The organism is Nocardia rhamnosiphila NBRC 108938 (genome assembly GCF_000720425.1).
GTDB classification, from domain to species: Bacteria; Actinomycetota; Actinomycetes; order Mycobacteriales; family Mycobacteriaceae; genus Nocardia; species Nocardia rhamnosiphila.
On record NZ_JOAJ01000004.1, the window covers coordinates 312,064 to 325,274 of the forward strand.

At 68.2% G+C, this 13,211-nt stretch carries 14 protein-coding genes and 1 tRNA gene; 3 read left to right on the forward strand and 12 right to left on the reverse strand.

The features are described from left to right. Window positions 1–34: 34 nt before the first annotated feature. The 5 genes from IG75_RS0117320 to IG75_RS0117340 form a co-directional block, all read right to left on the reverse strand. Window positions 35–107: transfer RNA gene (locus IG75_RS0117320), tRNA-Ala, on the reverse strand. Between the two features lie 123 nt (window positions 108–230). Then, on the reverse strand, window positions 231–1,256 hold the full coding sequence (gene sepX / locus IG75_RS0117325) for a divisome protein SepX/GlpR (RefSeq protein WP_030522327.1): 1,026 nt from the start codon (window positions 1,254–1,256) through the stop codon (window positions 231–233). Window positions 1,257–1,519: 263 nt separating this feature from the next. After that, window positions 1,520–2,170 (reverse strand): GNAT family N-acetyltransferase, encoded by a 651-nt coding sequence (locus IG75_RS0117330; protein WP_030522328.1) that lies wholly within the window; start codon window positions 2,168–2,170, stop codon window positions 1,520–1,522. Window positions 2,171–2,182: 12 nt separating this feature from the next. Then, the gene (gene glp / locus IG75_RS0117335) at window positions 2,183–3,442 is read right to left on the reverse strand and encodes a molybdotransferase-like divisome protein Glp (RefSeq protein ID WP_030522329.1); all 1,260 of its coding nucleotides are present in this window, start codon (window positions 3,440–3,442) and stop codon (window positions 2,183–2,185) included. A gap of 36 nt (window positions 3,443–3,478) precedes the next feature. Beyond that, window positions 3,479–4,444 (reverse strand): UTP--glucose-1-phosphate uridylyltransferase, encoded by a 966-nt coding sequence (locus IG75_RS0117340; protein ID WP_030522330.1) that lies wholly within the window; start codon window positions 4,442–4,444, stop codon window positions 3,479–3,481. 92 nt (window positions 4,445–4,536) lie between these two features. On the opposite strand from IG75_RS0117340, the gene IG75_RS0117345 reads away from it, so the two are divergent. The 3 genes from IG75_RS0117345 to IG75_RS0117355 all read left to right on the forward strand — a co-directional run bounded on the left by IG75_RS0117345 (window position 4,537) and on the right by IG75_RS0117355 (window position 6,403). After that, complete coding sequence (locus tag IG75_RS0117345) at window positions 4,537–5,139, forward strand: 5-formyltetrahydrofolate cyclo-ligase (RefSeq protein WP_030522331.1); 603 nt, start codon at window positions 4,537–4,539, stop codon at window positions 5,137–5,139. Window positions 5,140–5,255: 116 nt separating this feature from the next. Next, window positions 5,256–5,564, forward strand: coding sequence for an FmdB family zinc ribbon protein (locus tag IG75_RS38300; RefSeq protein WP_081876948.1), 309 nt, complete (start codon window positions 5,256–5,258; stop codon window positions 5,562–5,564). A 143-nt stretch (window positions 5,565–5,707) separates the two neighbouring features. Next, window positions 5,708–6,403: an SAF domain-containing protein gene (locus IG75_RS0117355; RefSeq protein ID WP_051714679.1), complete on the forward strand. Its 696-nt coding sequence runs from the start codon at window positions 5,708–5,710 to the stop codon at window positions 6,401–6,403. A 110-nt stretch (window positions 6,404–6,513) separates the two neighbouring features. Here IG75_RS0117355 and IG75_RS0117360 read toward each other — a convergent pair whose 3' ends face one another. The 7 genes from IG75_RS0117360 to IG75_RS0117390 all read right to left on the reverse strand — a co-directional run bounded on the left by IG75_RS0117360 (window position 6,514) and on the right by IG75_RS0117390 (window position 12,395). Continuing rightward, the gene (locus IG75_RS0117360) at window positions 6,514–7,182 is read right to left on the reverse strand and encodes an MspA family porin (protein WP_030522333.1); all 669 of its coding nucleotides are present in this window, start codon (window positions 7,180–7,182) and stop codon (window positions 6,514–6,516) included. Window positions 7,183–7,254: 72 nt separating this feature from the next. Continuing rightward, the gene (locus IG75_RS0117365; RefSeq protein ID WP_030522334.1) at window positions 7,255–7,929 is read right to left on the reverse strand and encodes an MspA family porin; all 675 of its coding nucleotides are present in this window, start codon (window positions 7,927–7,929) and stop codon (window positions 7,255–7,257) included. 320 nt (window positions 7,930–8,249) lie between these two features. After that, window positions 8,250–8,915: an MspA family porin gene (locus tag IG75_RS0117370; protein WP_030522335.1), complete on the reverse strand. Its 666-nt coding sequence runs from the start codon at window positions 8,913–8,915 to the stop codon at window positions 8,250–8,252. Window positions 8,916–8,997: 82 nt separating this feature from the next. Beyond that, a complete protein-coding gene (locus IG75_RS0117375) occupies window positions 8,998–9,672 on the reverse strand; it encodes an MspA family porin (RefSeq protein WP_030522336.1) in 675 nt (224 codons plus the stop codon). Between the two features lie 549 nt (window positions 9,673–10,221). Further along, entirely contained in the window at window positions 10,222–10,416 is a 195-nt protein-coding gene (locus IG75_RS0117380) for a hypothetical protein (protein WP_030522337.1), read from the reverse strand. A 15-nt stretch (window positions 10,417–10,431) separates the two neighbouring features. Next, window positions 10,432–10,986 carry a MogA/MoaB family molybdenum cofactor biosynthesis protein gene (locus IG75_RS0117385; RefSeq protein WP_051714680.1) on the reverse strand — a complete coding sequence of 185 codons (555 nt, stop codon included), beginning with the start codon at window positions 10,984–10,986 and terminating at the stop codon, window positions 10,432–10,434. Continuing rightward, window positions 10,986–12,395 carry a S1C family serine protease gene (locus IG75_RS0117390; protein ID WP_081876949.1) on the reverse strand — a complete coding sequence of 470 codons (1,410 nt, stop codon included), beginning with the start codon at window positions 12,393–12,395 and terminating at the stop codon, window positions 10,986–10,988. Before IG75_RS0117390 ends, IG75_RS0117385 begins: the two co-directional genes overlap by 1 nt. Window positions 12,396–13,211 lie beyond the last annotated feature (816 nt).

Sequence of the window (13,211 nt, forward strand, 5' to 3'; positions counted from 1 at the left end):
CGACCCGCGTTCAGCGGGCCGGGGACCATGTATGTGGAGCTAAGGGGAATCGAACCCCTGACCTTCTCGATGCGAACGAGACGCGCTACCAACTGCGCTATAGCCCCGTGCGGCTCGGTGAACCGCGCTGTGCCACTCTAGCAAACAGGGCTACCAGAATCCGAATCGGGATCCTGACCTGCGGTTTCTCTATTCTCCGAGCATTTCCGGGCGGCGGGATCCGATACGGGTCACGCACCCGCGGCCCGGCGGATCTCACCGCCGGTCGCCCGGTTGCGCACGGTCCGGGCGACGGACGCGTCGTAGGCGTCCAGATGCTCGAACGCCGGATCCTCGTCGTCGGGTTCGAGCAGATGGGCACGGCGACGCAGCGCCCGGGCGGTATCCCGGTCCATTCCGGGCCGGGCACCCCGCGGCGACGCCGTCCCGGCATCGGCGGGACCGTGCCCGGCCGACTCCTGATCCCGGCCGCCGAGCCGGGCGCTGCGCCGCCGGCGGATCTCCTGTTCGATCCGGACCTGTTTGCGCAGATAACCCAGGTAGGTACCCAGGGACAGCACGGCGCCACCGCAGCCCCACCAGAAAATGGGTGCGACGGCGACCGCGAGGCCGCCGCACAGCACGGCGCCGAGTACGAGCGCGACCACGGCGCGCTGCCGGAAGGTATAGCGCGCGGCCCGGGCGATGGCGTCGGCTTCGGGGTCGTAACCACCGCGCCCGCGGCGGGACGGCACGAAATCCTCTTCGTCGTATTCGAGTTCGGGGTCCGGTGCCCGCGTCGTCGCGCGCACCGGAGGAATGCGCGCGGGTACATTGGCCTCGGCGCGCTCGGGCGACCCGGCCTCCTCGTCACAGTCCTCGCCGCGTTCGAACTCCTCGTGGTCCCAGCCGTCGCCGGGTTCGCTGTCGTGCGCGGTACCGTCCGCACCGGATTCCGGCTCGGCGCCCCCGGGCCGATCGCCGACGACCTCGTCCGGTTGCTCCTCGTCAGCCGCGGTACCGTTCTCCTCGGCCGATGTGCTCATCGGATCCTCCGCATCATTGGCGTGGTGACGCTTTCGGTAAGGCCGCGTGGTCCGCTTCTTGCGGGCATGCCCACTTCCCTTACGCCTTTTGGAATCTCCACGATGCAGTACCCGCGTCGCCAGGGCCGTGTCGGTTGTCCGGCGGATTCTGGGATGCCGGTCGGCAAGGATAGGAAACAGGACGAAGACCCACAGCACGACCAGCCCGATCCACAGGATCGAATTCGGCATCGTCGTCAGCACCTCCGTCCCGCCTGGTCGTCGTCCGAGCCCCCGCCATGAACCGTGTGCGCCCCGACGCCGGAGTCCTTCCCCGCGGGTACGTCTCGCAGATCGTGGTACGAGCTCTCCACCGGTGGCACAGGACGCACCACCGACGTCCGTAGGTTAATTCCGAGTAGGGGTACAACACGGCAGGCGCGCCGTGCACTTCCGCCACATGAGTCACATTTCCACCAAAGCCGGGTCCGGGCAGGCCGGTTTCCGGCGGCACGTCACCGCAGCGTCAACCGTCCTTCCCGCGCCAGCCGATCGACCACCCGGCCGGCCGGCTCCTCCACCGTTATCCCGACCAGCAGATGATCGCGCCATGCCCCGTCCACATCGAGATACCTACGCAGCAGCCCTTCTTCACGGAAACCCACATTGCGCAGCACCGCCTGGCTCGCCAGATTCTCCGGCCGCACGGTCGCCTCCACCCGGTGCAGGCCCACCGGACCGAAACAGTGATCGAGCCCCAGCGCCAATGCCGCGGTCGCGACCCCCTGCCCGCCGAGATCCTTGGCCACCCAGTACCCGATCCACGCCGAGCGCAGCGCGCCGCGCACGATATTGCCGACCGTCAACTGCCCGCTGAACGCGCCGTCGACTTCGATAACCAGTGGGATCATCGCGCCGCGGCGCGCCTCCGCCTTCAGGCTCGACCACAGCGGCGGCCAGTTCGACGCGTGATTGCGCGCGTCCCAGGCCCCGCGGCCGGTGGGCTCCCAGGGTTCCAGGTGATTCTGGTCCCGCATCCTGATCCGGCTCCACGCCGCCGCGTCGCGCAACCGCACCGGACGCAACGTCACCTCTCCGGCGGATACCCGTACCGGACCGAGGTGCGCGGGCCACCCGGGGTGCTGGGTGGCCCGGAAAACATTCATGGACTCCACTTTCTAGCCGCGTTGCGCCAGAAATGCGACCCGGACCTTGTCACCGGTGCGAATTTCGGTGTCGTCGGGTTCGACCACGATGAGACTGTTGGCCTCCGACATGGCGGCCAGCAGGTGCGACGACGCCCCGGCACTGTTGCCGAGCGGCTGCACCAGGTACTCACCGGTGGCCTCGTCCCGCATCAGCTGGGCACGCAGATAACCCTTGCGGCCCGCCATCGACTGGATCGGAGTTATGGTCCGCGCCCGGATGGTCCGCCGCATCGGCTGCCGCCTTCCCAGCGCGATCCGGATCAGCGGCCGCACCATCACCTCGAAAACCACCAGGGCGCCCACCGGATTGGACGGCAGCAGAAAGGTGGGCACCTCGTCGCGGCCGAGACGGCCGAATCCCTGCACCGAACCCGGATGCATCGCCACCCGGGCGATCTCCAGTTCACCGAGCCCCTCCAACGCCTCACACACCTGGTCGGAGGCCCATCCGCCGACCGCGCCGGCGATCACCACCACTTCCGCGCGCACCAGCTGACCCTCGACCACATCCCGGAGCCGCCGGGGGTCGGCATCGACGATGCCGACCCGGTTCACATCCGCGCCGGCATCACGCGCCGCGGCGGCCAGGGCGTAGGAATTCACGTCGTAGACCTGCCCGGGTCCGGGCGCCCGATCGATATCGACCAGCTCCTCGCCGATCGAGATCACCGACAGCCGCGGCCGCGGATGGACCAGCACCTTGTCCTGGCCCACCGCCGCCAGCAGACCCACCTGCGCGGGACCGATGATCGTCCCGGCGTGCACCGCGACATCCCCGGGCTGCACATCGTCGCCGGCCCGGCGCACATAGTCACCCGACCGCACCGGTTCGTAGACCTTGAGCCGGCCCCGGCCGCCGTCGGTGAAATCCAGCGGCAGCACGGCGTCGGCGAGGGTGGGCAGCGGCGCGCCGGTCGCGACCCGGACGGTCTGCCGGGGCTGCAGCCGGATCGGCTGCCGGGAGCCGGCGAGCACCTCCCCGACCACCGGCAGCGTCAGGTCGACCAGTTCGCCGTCCTCGTCGCGGATATCGGCCCCGGCGGACGTCACATCCACACTGCGTACGGCGTATCCGTCGATGGCGGCCTGATCGAAACCGGGCAGCGGCCGCTCGGTCACCACGTCCTCGGCGCACAGCAGGCCCTGGGCCTCGGAGATCGCGACCCGCACGGGCCGCGGCGCGACGGCCGCGGCGGTCACCTTGATCTGCTGATCCTCAACAGAGCGCATCCAGCCCTTCCCGATGTCCTCGCCCCGCAGGCGATCTCATTCGTCCGCGGTGAGTTGCGGGTTCCACTCCGGACTCAGCCGGTGCTGGAGCCACTCGCGCAGCGCGGGACCGTATTCCTCGCGCTCCAGTGCGAAATCCACCGCAGCACGAAGATAGCCGCCCGGGTTCCCCAGATCATGGCGCGACCCACGGTGGACGACCACATGAACCGGATGTCCCTCGTCGATGAGCAGTGAGATCGCGTCGGTGAGTTGCAGTTCCCCGCCGGCGCCGGGACCGATGCGGCGCAGGGCGTCGAAGATCGCGCGATCGAGCAGGTAACGCCCGGCGGCGGCGAAGGTGGAGGGGGCCTCCTCGAGGCCCGGCTTCTCCACCATGCCCTTGACCCGCAGCACATTCGGGTTGACCGCGTCGGGCACCGGGGCCACGTCGAATACGCCGTAGGCGCTGACCTGGTCCTTGGGCACATCGATCGCGCACAGCACGGATCCGCCGCGTTTACGGCGGACCCGGTTCATCACATCCAGTACCCCGCACGGCAGCACCAGATCGTCGGGGAGCAGTACCGCGATGGCGTCCTCGTCGGGGTCGAGCACCGCTTCCGCCTGGGCGACCGCGTGACCGAGGCCCAGCGGTTCCTCCTGCACCACCGAGCTCACATCGAGCAACCCCGGTGCCTTGCGCACCTTCTCGAGCAGCTGGAACTTGCCGCGCTCGGCGAGGGTGCTCTCCAGCACCAGGTCCTCCACGAAATGCGCGACCACTCCGTCCTTACCGGGCGAGGTCACGATCACCAGGCGGCTGGCCCCGGATTCGGCGGCCTCGCTGGCCACCAGCTCGATACCGGGGGTGTCGACCACCGGCAACAGTTCCTTGGGGACCGTCTTGGTCGCGGGCAGGAACCTCGTTCCCAGCCCGGCCGCGGGCACGACGGCCGTCCGGAACCCCGGTTCCGGCGCGGAGGCGCCCCCACTGCCCTGTTCTGCGGCCTTTTCTGTCATATACACACCCTATCCACCCGGAGCGCCGCCCAAACGGCTGTACACCGGCTCGCTGCGGACTTTCGCGACGAAACCGGCACCGGTGAGAGCCTATGGTTGTCGCCGTGCCTCTGCCCGACGAGCGTGACAAACAGGCCTGGCGCGCGGAGATCCGTGCCCGCCGGGCGCGACTACCCGAACTCGTGCGCGCCACGGAGGCGGCGGCACTGGCCGGCGCGGCCGCGGACCTCGGTCCCGCCGAATGGGTGTGCGCCTACGTGCCGATGCGCGCGGAACCTGGTTCGCCGGCCCTGCCCGAGGCGCTGCGCGCGGCCGGTTGCCGGGTGTTGTTGCCGGTGACCGGGGCGCCCGGCCCGTTGCGCTGGGGCGAGTTCACCGGCGCGGGATCGCTGCGGCCGGGCCGCTACGGCCTGCTGGAACCGGCGGGCCCGGTACTACCGCCGGAAACGGTCGCGCGGGCCGAGGTCCTGCTGATCCCGGCACTGGCGGTGGACCGGCGCGGGGTCCGGCTCGGCCAGGGCGCCGGCTACTACGACCGGACCCTGGGTATGGCCGATCCCACTGCCCGGCGCACCGTGGTCGTCCGCGACGACGAGGTGGTCGAGCGGCTGCCCGAGGAACCGCACGATATCCGGATGACCTGGGTACTCACCCCGGGCGGCGGCCTGCGCCGGCTCGATGTGACAGCGCCGTGAGACACCGCCGGGGTGGTACTCGGCACAATGGAGGGGATCCGGGAATCACTCGGCGATTGGCACTGTTGGCACTGTCGGCTGTAGAGTGCTAAGTCTCGAATACTGCGGAGGACCCAGTGCCAACCTATTCATACGCGTGCACCCAGTGCGACAACCGCTTCGATATCGTTCAGTCCTTTACCGATGAGGCACTCACTGTCTGCTCGGAGTGCTCCGGCACCCTGCGTAAGCTCTTCAATTCGGTGGGCATCGTCTTCAAGGGCAGCGGCTTCTACCGGACCGACAGCCGCAGTGGCGCGTCGACCGCGAGTGAACCGGCCAAGTCCGACAGCTCCGCGTCGAGCTCTTCGGGGTCCGGCTCGAAATCGAGCTCGGACAAGGGCTCCTCGGGTACCTCCTCGGCACCCGCCGCCGCGGCCAGCTGAGCGCGGGCTCGCGACCCGGCCCCGCCCGGACGGATCGCTGACAGCGGCCGGTCGTCCCGAAGAAACCATCCACACCCCGGGAGTTGTCCACAACCACGCACAACCCCGGGTTCGTGGCCGGGCAGTACTCATACGCTCGGCCCATGAGCCGCATCCGACCCCCTGACCGCACGAGCGGCGGCCGACGTTCCTCCCTCGGCGCCGGTGACACCTGGCGCGACGCGTTCGCCGATCGGCCGGCCTGGGCCGACGGGGTCCTGCTGCGCCGCGTGCTGGCCGTACTGTGCGCACTCGCGGCCGTTACGCTGTTCCTCCGCGGCGATCCGGCCCATGCGCGCAGCTCCGTCGTGGTCGCCTCCCGTGACCTGCCACCCGGCCACCTGATCGCCGCCGCGGATCTCCGCCTCGCCTCCTACCCTCCGGACGCCACACCCGACGGCGCGGCCGCCGACCCGGCGCCGCTGCTCGGCGCCGTGCTCACCGCCGCCCTGCGAGCGGGCGAGGTGCTCACCGATGTCCGTGTGGTCGGGCCACGGCTCGCCGAGGCGGCCACCGGACGGCCGGATGCCCGGATCGTGCCCGTCCGCCTGGCCGATACCGCGATCACCGAAATCCTGCGGGCCGGCGATCGGGTGGACGTGGTGGCCGCCGGCACCGAGGATCCGGCACTCGCGCAAACCCTGGCGGTCGACGCCGCGGTGATACTGGTGTCGGGGCCGCCGGCAGATTCGGGCAACCGCCACACCGAACGGGTCGTGCTGGTGGCAATGGACGCCCGCCGGGCAGCGGTCGTCGCCGCGGCCTCGTTGCACAGCGCACTCACCGTGATCTTCCACTGATCGCCCGCACGTACGACGAAGGGACCCACCGCGAACACGCGGCAGGTCCCTCCACCGAGCTGCGGGTCCGGCCGGGCCGGGCACCCGGTCGGATAAGCCGTACGGCCGGATCAGCCGAGGCTGAACGGCTGACCCCACAGGGTCACCACGGACATCACATTATCGGTCTCGACCTTGACCCGCACGAACGCGCGCGCCTGCGCGTAGCCGCCGCAGCCGTTGACGCCGATGGTCTGGTCGGACCAGGTCACCGAACCGCTGTTGCCCTTGAACTTGTTATTGGTGGCGTGATCCTCGTTGCCGTAGTCGTCGGGCTTCTCGATATCGAGGACGTAGAAGGACTTCGCCTGGCCGGGGCCCAGGGTCAGGTTCCCGCCGACCTCACCACTGGGGCTGACCTCACCGGACTCGCCGTCGATATCGGCGCTGGCGCCGCCCTCGGCGCCACCCCCGTCGATATTGACCTGGCAACCCACGACATAGCCGGGGTAGATCTTGCCGCCGACCTTCTCCCCGCCGGCGATCTCGACCTGCGCGCTGGCCGAGGCCCAGGCGTTGCGGTGGATCGGGGTGGCGCCCATGGACGGGCTGATGGTGGCGGACTCGCCGACCAGGCGCACGGTCACCACGGTGCCGTCCGACAGGGTCTTGGTGATTTCGCCGCCGGGCAGCGGGATGAAGGTATCGGCGTTGGCCGCGCCGGTGGAGAACAGGCCCAGCGCCATCGAGGCAGCGGCGCCGACGCCGGCAAGGCGCGCCAGATTCTTACGGTTGAACATGTGTGTGTGCCCCTCTGGGGTTGAATTCGCTACAGCGAGAGATGTGATGGGTGAATTCGACCGGTGCCGATATCAGCCGATGCTGAACGGCTGCCCGTAGAGGGTGGTCTTCGAGTAGTGGTCACCGATGATCTCGACCACGGTGTAGGCCCGGGCCTGCGCATACCCGGCGCAACCCTGGATCGCCATCTCCACGTCCTGATACTCCACGGAGTAGACGCCCGCCTTCTCGATATCCTTGAACTCGATCTGCACGAACTTGACCTGGCCCGGGCCCAACTCGACACCGACCGAGCCACCGACACTGCCGCCGCCGACCTCGATACCGACCGAGCCACCCAGACCGATGGCGTCATCGGCGATACTCACCTGGCAGCCGACGATATAACCGGTATTGAGCTGCGAAGCACCATGCGTCGAGGAATTGTTCGTCCCATCCGCGTTCGTGGGACCGTTGTTCGGACCGGCTTCACCCTCAGGGGTCACCGAGACATCGGCGGTGGCGTTGCCCGAGACCCACACGGTCCGGCCCGCACCGTTGGCGGCCAGGGACGGCGAGATGAGCGCGCTCTCATGGGTGCGGGTGATCTTCACGCCGGGTCCGATTTTTTCACCGTCGGGCAGCGGAACGAAGGTGTCCGCGTTCGCGGCACCGGTCGAGAACAGGCCCATGGCCACGGCCGCGACAGCGCCGACGCCCAAAGCGCGCGCGCCGCAGCGCAGACCGGTGGTGCGGTTCTTGCTCATATTTCCCCTCATCAAGGTTTTCAGCGACACCCGGCATCGCAGCGAATCGATGTCGGGGCGGCCCGAGAACAGGCTGCATAGAGCTTGCGGGACGGCTGTAGCCACCAGATGAACCAAAAACCACACAACCGGTGAACACTCGAGTACCGTGCCGCCGACATGGTGTGTCGACCGGATGAGTGCCAGGTAGCCAGAAGGTGACCGGTGCTGGGGAAATACCCGCCGGGCACCGGCGGGACCGGTCCTGCCGGAACAGAATACGGGCCCGCCGCGGCTGCGGCGGGCCCGTATTCGTGCCAGTATGTCGGATCGGCCGGATATCAGCCGAGGCTGAACGGCTGCCCCCAGAGCGTGACGAAGGTGATCACGTTCTCGGTTTCCACCTCGACCTTGACGAACGACCGGGCCTGCGCGTAGCCACCGCAGCCGCTGAGGCCGATGGTCTGATCGGACCAGGTCACCGACCCGCTGTTGCCGCGGAACTTGTTGTTGGTGGCGTGATCTTCGCTACCGTAGTCGTCGGGTCCCTCGATATCGAGGACATAGAACGATTTCGCCTGGCCGGGGCCGACGGTGAGGTTGCCGCCGGTTTCGGCGCTCGGGCTCACGGCACCTTCGGTGTCCACCTCGGCACCGGCACCGCCCTCGGCACCGCCACCGTCGATATTGACCTGGCAGCCCACGACATAGCCGGGGTAGATCTTGCCGCCCACATCCTCGCCGCCGGCGATCTCGACCTGCGCGCTACCGGAGGCCCACGCGTTGCGGTGCACCGGTGTGGCACCCATGGACGGGCTGATGGACGCCGACTCGCCGACCATGCGCACGGTCACCACCGTGCCGTCGGACAGCGTCTTGACGAGTTCGCCGCCGGGCAGCGGCACGAACGTATCGGCACTGGCCGCGCCGGTGGAGAAGAGGCCGAGCGCGACGGTGGTGGCGGCGCCGACGCCGGCCAGGCGCGCCAGGTTCTTACGGTTGAACATGAGAGTGACACCCTTCGAGGGGAGAGCTCGCGGAATGCGCGAGAAAGATTCGATTCGAGGCGACGTGGACGGGCGCGGCCGCTCAGCCGATGCTGAACGGCTGGCCGTACAGGGTGGTCTTCGAGTAGTGGTCGCCGATGATCTCGACGACCGTGTACGACCGCGCCTGCGCATAACCCGCGCAACCCTGGATCTCGATCTCGGCATCCTGGTACTCCACCGAGTACTTGCCGGGCTTCGTGATGTCCTTGTAGTCGATCTGCACGAACTTGACGTCACCCGGGCCCAATTCGACGCCGACGGAGCCACCGAGGCTACCGCCGTCGAGGGACAGGCCCAGCGAGCCGCCCAGGCCGATCGCGTCCTCGCCGATGCTCACCTGGCAACCGACGATATAGCCGGTATTGAGCTGCGAGGCACCGTGCGTGGACGAGTTGTTGGTCCCGTCCTCACCGGTCGGGCCGTTGTTCGGACCCGGTTCGCCCTCTGGCGTGACTGTGACGTCGGCAATGGCGTTTCCGGAGACCCAGACCACCCGGCCCGCGCCGTTGGCCGCCATGGAGGGCGAAACGACGGCATGCTCACCCGTTCGGGTAATGGTCACTCCGGGGCCGGCCTTCAGACCATCGGGCAGAGCCACGAAGGCATCGGCATTCGCGGCGCCCACCGACAACAGGCCCACCGCGACGGCGGCCGCGGCACCGACACCCGCGATCCTGACGCCGTTACGTACACCGTCGGTGCGGTTCTCGCTCATATTTCCCCTCATCATGTCGGACAAACAGCACGGCCTACGAGACTCGGACAGCTGACTCGCCGGCTCCGACCAGTGTTTCGCTCGTTTGTTACCTACAGGTGACCTGTTGTTATTTCGGTGCAACGCCGCAAATCGGACAATGCACGCCAATGCGACCGGCGGGATCCACAAAGTGAAGTCACGCCGGACCACCATTGCGGCGGTCGACGAAGCCGAGATTAAACGGTCGGTAACAGGTTGGACAAAGGGTGCTTTCGCTATACGTTAATGTGATCCAACTCACAACCGAATGCGAAGCGGTACGAATCGGCAGGCAACCGCAGGTGAGAACCCTCGAACAGGTCGGCAACCCAGAAAATCCCCCGCAAAGAATTCGTCAAAAGAATAGCCCCCTTTAAATCACCGACATCGGGGTCGGAACATTATAAACTCGCCATTCCTATATCGGAGAATTTCAGAGAAATTCATATCCCCCTTTACTCCCGGGGATAGCACTCCAACGCCGCGATACTCACCCGAAAAGCGTTGGGCGCCAAGGAAATTCCGGGATCACCCGGTGCCGCCGTGATGCGGTGGCACCTGTGCACGCCACCACTCGTCGTCGGCACCGGATACCGCGCCGTCATCCCGCTCGTCCCGCGTGGTGGACGGCAGCACGTCACCGAAGATCCGGTCCACACGCGCCGGGTCCCCCGTCCGGCGGTGCGCCCGACGGGGGACCTCAGGGGTCTCGCCCTCACTCATACTGCCCGCTCCGGCTCATTCCAGGAGCCCGGACAACTCACCGATCACCCGGCTCGCCAGCGGCCCCAGGGTCGCCATACCGTCGCGGATCGCGGCCCGGGTACCCGGCAGGTTCACCACCAGCGTGCTCCCCGAGATACCGGCCAGCCCGCGGGAAAGCCCGGCGTCCAGCGAACCGGCCACCCGTCCCGACGCCCGCAGCGCCTCACCGATCCCGGGCAGATCCCGGTCGAGCACCTCGGCGGTGGCCTCGGGCGTGACATCCCGCGGCGACATACCGGTGCCACCGACCGAAATCACTATGTCCACGCCACCGATCACCGCGGTGTTCAACGCGTTCCGGATCGCCACCTCGTCGGCTTCCACCGAAACGGAGGCGTCGACGAGGAACCCCGCCTCGGTGAGCAGTTCGGTGACCAGCGGGCCCAGCGAATCCTCGCCGCCGTGCGCCGTTCGATCGTCCACCACCACGACCAGTGCACGCCCCGCAACAGGAGCATCGATTTCCATACCGCTCACCGTAGCGCCGATCGCGAGCGCCGCGTGCCCACCCCCGGCCACCTTCTGCATCATCGGCCTCCCTCCACCGCGGCGGCGGCGAGAGTCACCTCGGCCGTACGGGTATTTCCACCACGTTCATCGGTATACGTCACTGTCACCTTGTCTCCCGGTTGTTTCGATCGCACCGCGGCGACCAGCGCGTCACCGGATTCGATCGTGCGGTCGTCCAGCCGGGTCACGATGGACCCGGACGGGATCCCCGCCGCGGCCGCGGGGCCGTTCGGCGTCACGTCGAGAACCCGCGCGCCGTGCACCGACTCGTCCCGCTGCACCGTCATCCCGATCTGCGCGTATGTCGCGTGACCGCTCTTGATCAACTCGTCGGCGACCCGGCGCGCCTGATCCACCGGGATCGCGAACCCGAGCCCGATGGAACCGCTCTGCTGACCTCCCGCCCCCGAGGACCCCAGACTCGCGATCGCGGTATTGATCCCGATCAGCCGGCCCTCGGCGTCGACGAGCGCACCACCGGAATTCCCCGGATTTATCGCGGCATCGGTCTGGATCGCGTCGATCACCGGATTCGGCACGGTCGGGTCGCTGCCGCCCTCCCCGGTGGTCGACACCGGGCGATTCATCGCCGAGACGATCCCCGTGGTCACCGTGCCCGCCAGCCCCAGCGGCGAACCGATCGCCACCACCGGCTGACCGACCTGAAGGTTCGCCGAACTACCCAGTTCGATCGGCTGCAGATCCGTTTTGCCGCGCACCCGGATGACCGCGAGATCGGACACCGGATCGGCACCCACCAGCGAAGCCTGCGCCGTACTGCCGTCGGAGAAGGTCACCGACATATCGCCGTTGCCGCCGCCCCCGGCCGCGACATGGTTGTTGGTCAGGATCAAACCGTCCGAGGACAACACCACCCCGGACCCCTCCCCCTGCCCGCGATTACTGGCCACCTCGATCATCACCACCGACGGCAGCACCCGCTGCGCGACCGCCTGGGTCGACCCTGCCGGCGCATTCGCCGTGTTCTGCACCTTCGGCACCGGCCCGTCCAGCGCATTGGTCACCGCCGGCCGATCGCCCGAATCGCTGACCAGCGCACCCACCGCACCACCGATACCGCCGCTCACCAGAGCCAGCGCGACCGCCCCGGCCACCAAACCGGTACGCACCGGGCTCCGGCGCGGAGGTGGCGGCACGGCCGCATAGAACTGCCCGGAATCGCCGGGCGGCGGTCCGGCGAACGACCCGCCGGAGACCGGATACGCAGCAGTATCGCCCGGCCGGCCACCCGGGAACTGCGGTCCACCCGGATACTGCGGTATCCCGCCCTCCGGCGCCCGACCGGGCGGCCCGGCCGGCTCACCGCCGGGCCCGGAGCTCGGCGGCCCCGCCTGCGGCTGCGGCGTCGAGGGCGGCACCGGTCCCGATTCCGGCCCGGCCGGCCGATTGGTGAAATCCTCGGTCATAGTTTCCCTTTTCTGCTCATATCCGCTGTCCAGCCTGCCGACCACTACTGAGAACGAACTGAGAGCTGCATTAATTTGCGGTGCCCATAACCGCGCCTCGCCGCCATGTGGCCGGTACCCCGGTGCCCCCCCGTTCCACACTTCATCGATCGATACCGGTACTCCTTCGCTCTGCCGCCCAGAAACCAGCGCGGTCCCGACCACGGAGGTAGATCAACCGAAACGACCGGAAGAAGGGCGCGAACACGCACCTCGAACAGCCCCGATGAAATCACGGACCGCACTGTAAGTGCTCCCCGCTCCCGGACTCCGAACCTCCGAAGGCGAGTCGAGCATGCGACCCGAACGTCGAATGCCGACGCAACCGCATGCGTCGAGTTTTACGAGACACCTGAAAGGGTTGAGGCCCGTCTCGCCGTTTCGGCCTCGAAAGCGTATGAGCGAAGCTCGAGTCTCGAGGCCGAAACGGCGAGACCAAGGGGGCCTCAACCCCGCGCGCGCCAGCGCGCCAAAAACACAGCACCTTCACGAGCAGGTCAACGTCTCCCACCTTCACGAGCGGGCCCACATCCAACCTCATCAGCAGCCCACCCCCACCTTCATGAGCAGCCCACACCCCACCCTCACGAGCAAGCCCACACCCCACCCTCACGAGCAAGCCCACACCCCACCTCCAGAGGGTCCGCACCGACCTCATGAGCAGGGTCCGCGCAGACCTCATGGGCACGTTTTAACGGGCCAGCCCACTCTCACCTCCGCAGAGTCCGCGCCGGGCCTCGTGCGCGCCTTGTATCCCGCCGACGCGAGCAAGCCCAC

Excerpts from the sequence above, each read along its gene's own strand:
- sepX (WP_030522327.1), bottom strand. The coding sequence starts at position 1,256 with ATGCCGAATTCGATCCTGTGGATCGGGCTGGTCGTGCTGTGGGTCTTC.
- IG75_RS0117330 (WP_030522328.1), bottom strand. The coding sequence starts at position 2,170 with ATGAATGTTTTCCGGGCCACCCAGCACCCCGGGTGGCCCGCGCACCTC.
- glp (WP_030522329.1), bottom strand. The coding sequence starts at position 3,442 with ATGCGCTCTGTTGAGGATCAGCAGATCAAGGTGACCGCCGCGGCCGTC.
- IG75_RS0117340 (WP_030522330.1), bottom strand. The coding sequence starts at position 4,444 with ATGACAGAAAAGGCCGCAGAACAGGGCAGTGGGGGCGCCTCCGCGCCG.
- IG75_RS0117345 (WP_030522331.1), top strand. The coding sequence starts at position 4,537 with ATGGTTGTCGCCGTGCCTCTGCCCGACGAGCGTGACAAACAGGCCTGG.
- IG75_RS0117355 (WP_051714679.1), top strand. The coding sequence starts at position 5,708 with ATGAGCCGCATCCGACCCCCTGACCGCACGAGCGGCGGCCGACGTTCC.
- IG75_RS0117360 (WP_030522333.1), bottom strand. The coding sequence starts at position 7,182 with ATGTTCAACCGTAAGAATCTGGCGCGCCTTGCCGGCGTCGGCGCCGCT.
- IG75_RS0117365 (WP_030522334.1), bottom strand. The coding sequence starts at position 7,929 with ATGAGCAAGAACCGCACCACCGGTCTGCGCTGCGGCGCGCGCGCTTTG.
- IG75_RS0117370 (WP_030522335.1), bottom strand. The coding sequence starts at position 8,915 with ATGTTCAACCGTAAGAACCTGGCGCGCCTGGCCGGCGTCGGCGCCGCC.
- IG75_RS0117375 (WP_030522336.1), bottom strand. The coding sequence starts at position 9,672 with ATGAGCGAGAACCGCACCGACGGTGTACGTAACGGCGTCAGGATCGCG.
- IG75_RS0117380 (WP_030522337.1), bottom strand. The coding sequence starts at position 10,416 with ATGAGTGAGGGCGAGACCCCTGAGGTCCCCCGTCGGGCGCACCGCCGG.
- IG75_RS0117385 (WP_051714680.1), bottom strand. The coding sequence starts at position 10,986 with ATGCAGAAGGTGGCCGGGGGTGGGCACGCGGCGCTCGCGATCGGCGCT.
- IG75_RS0117390 (WP_081876949.1), bottom strand. The coding sequence starts at position 12,395 with ATGACCGAGGATTTCACCAATCGGCCGGCCGGGCCGGAATCGGGACCG.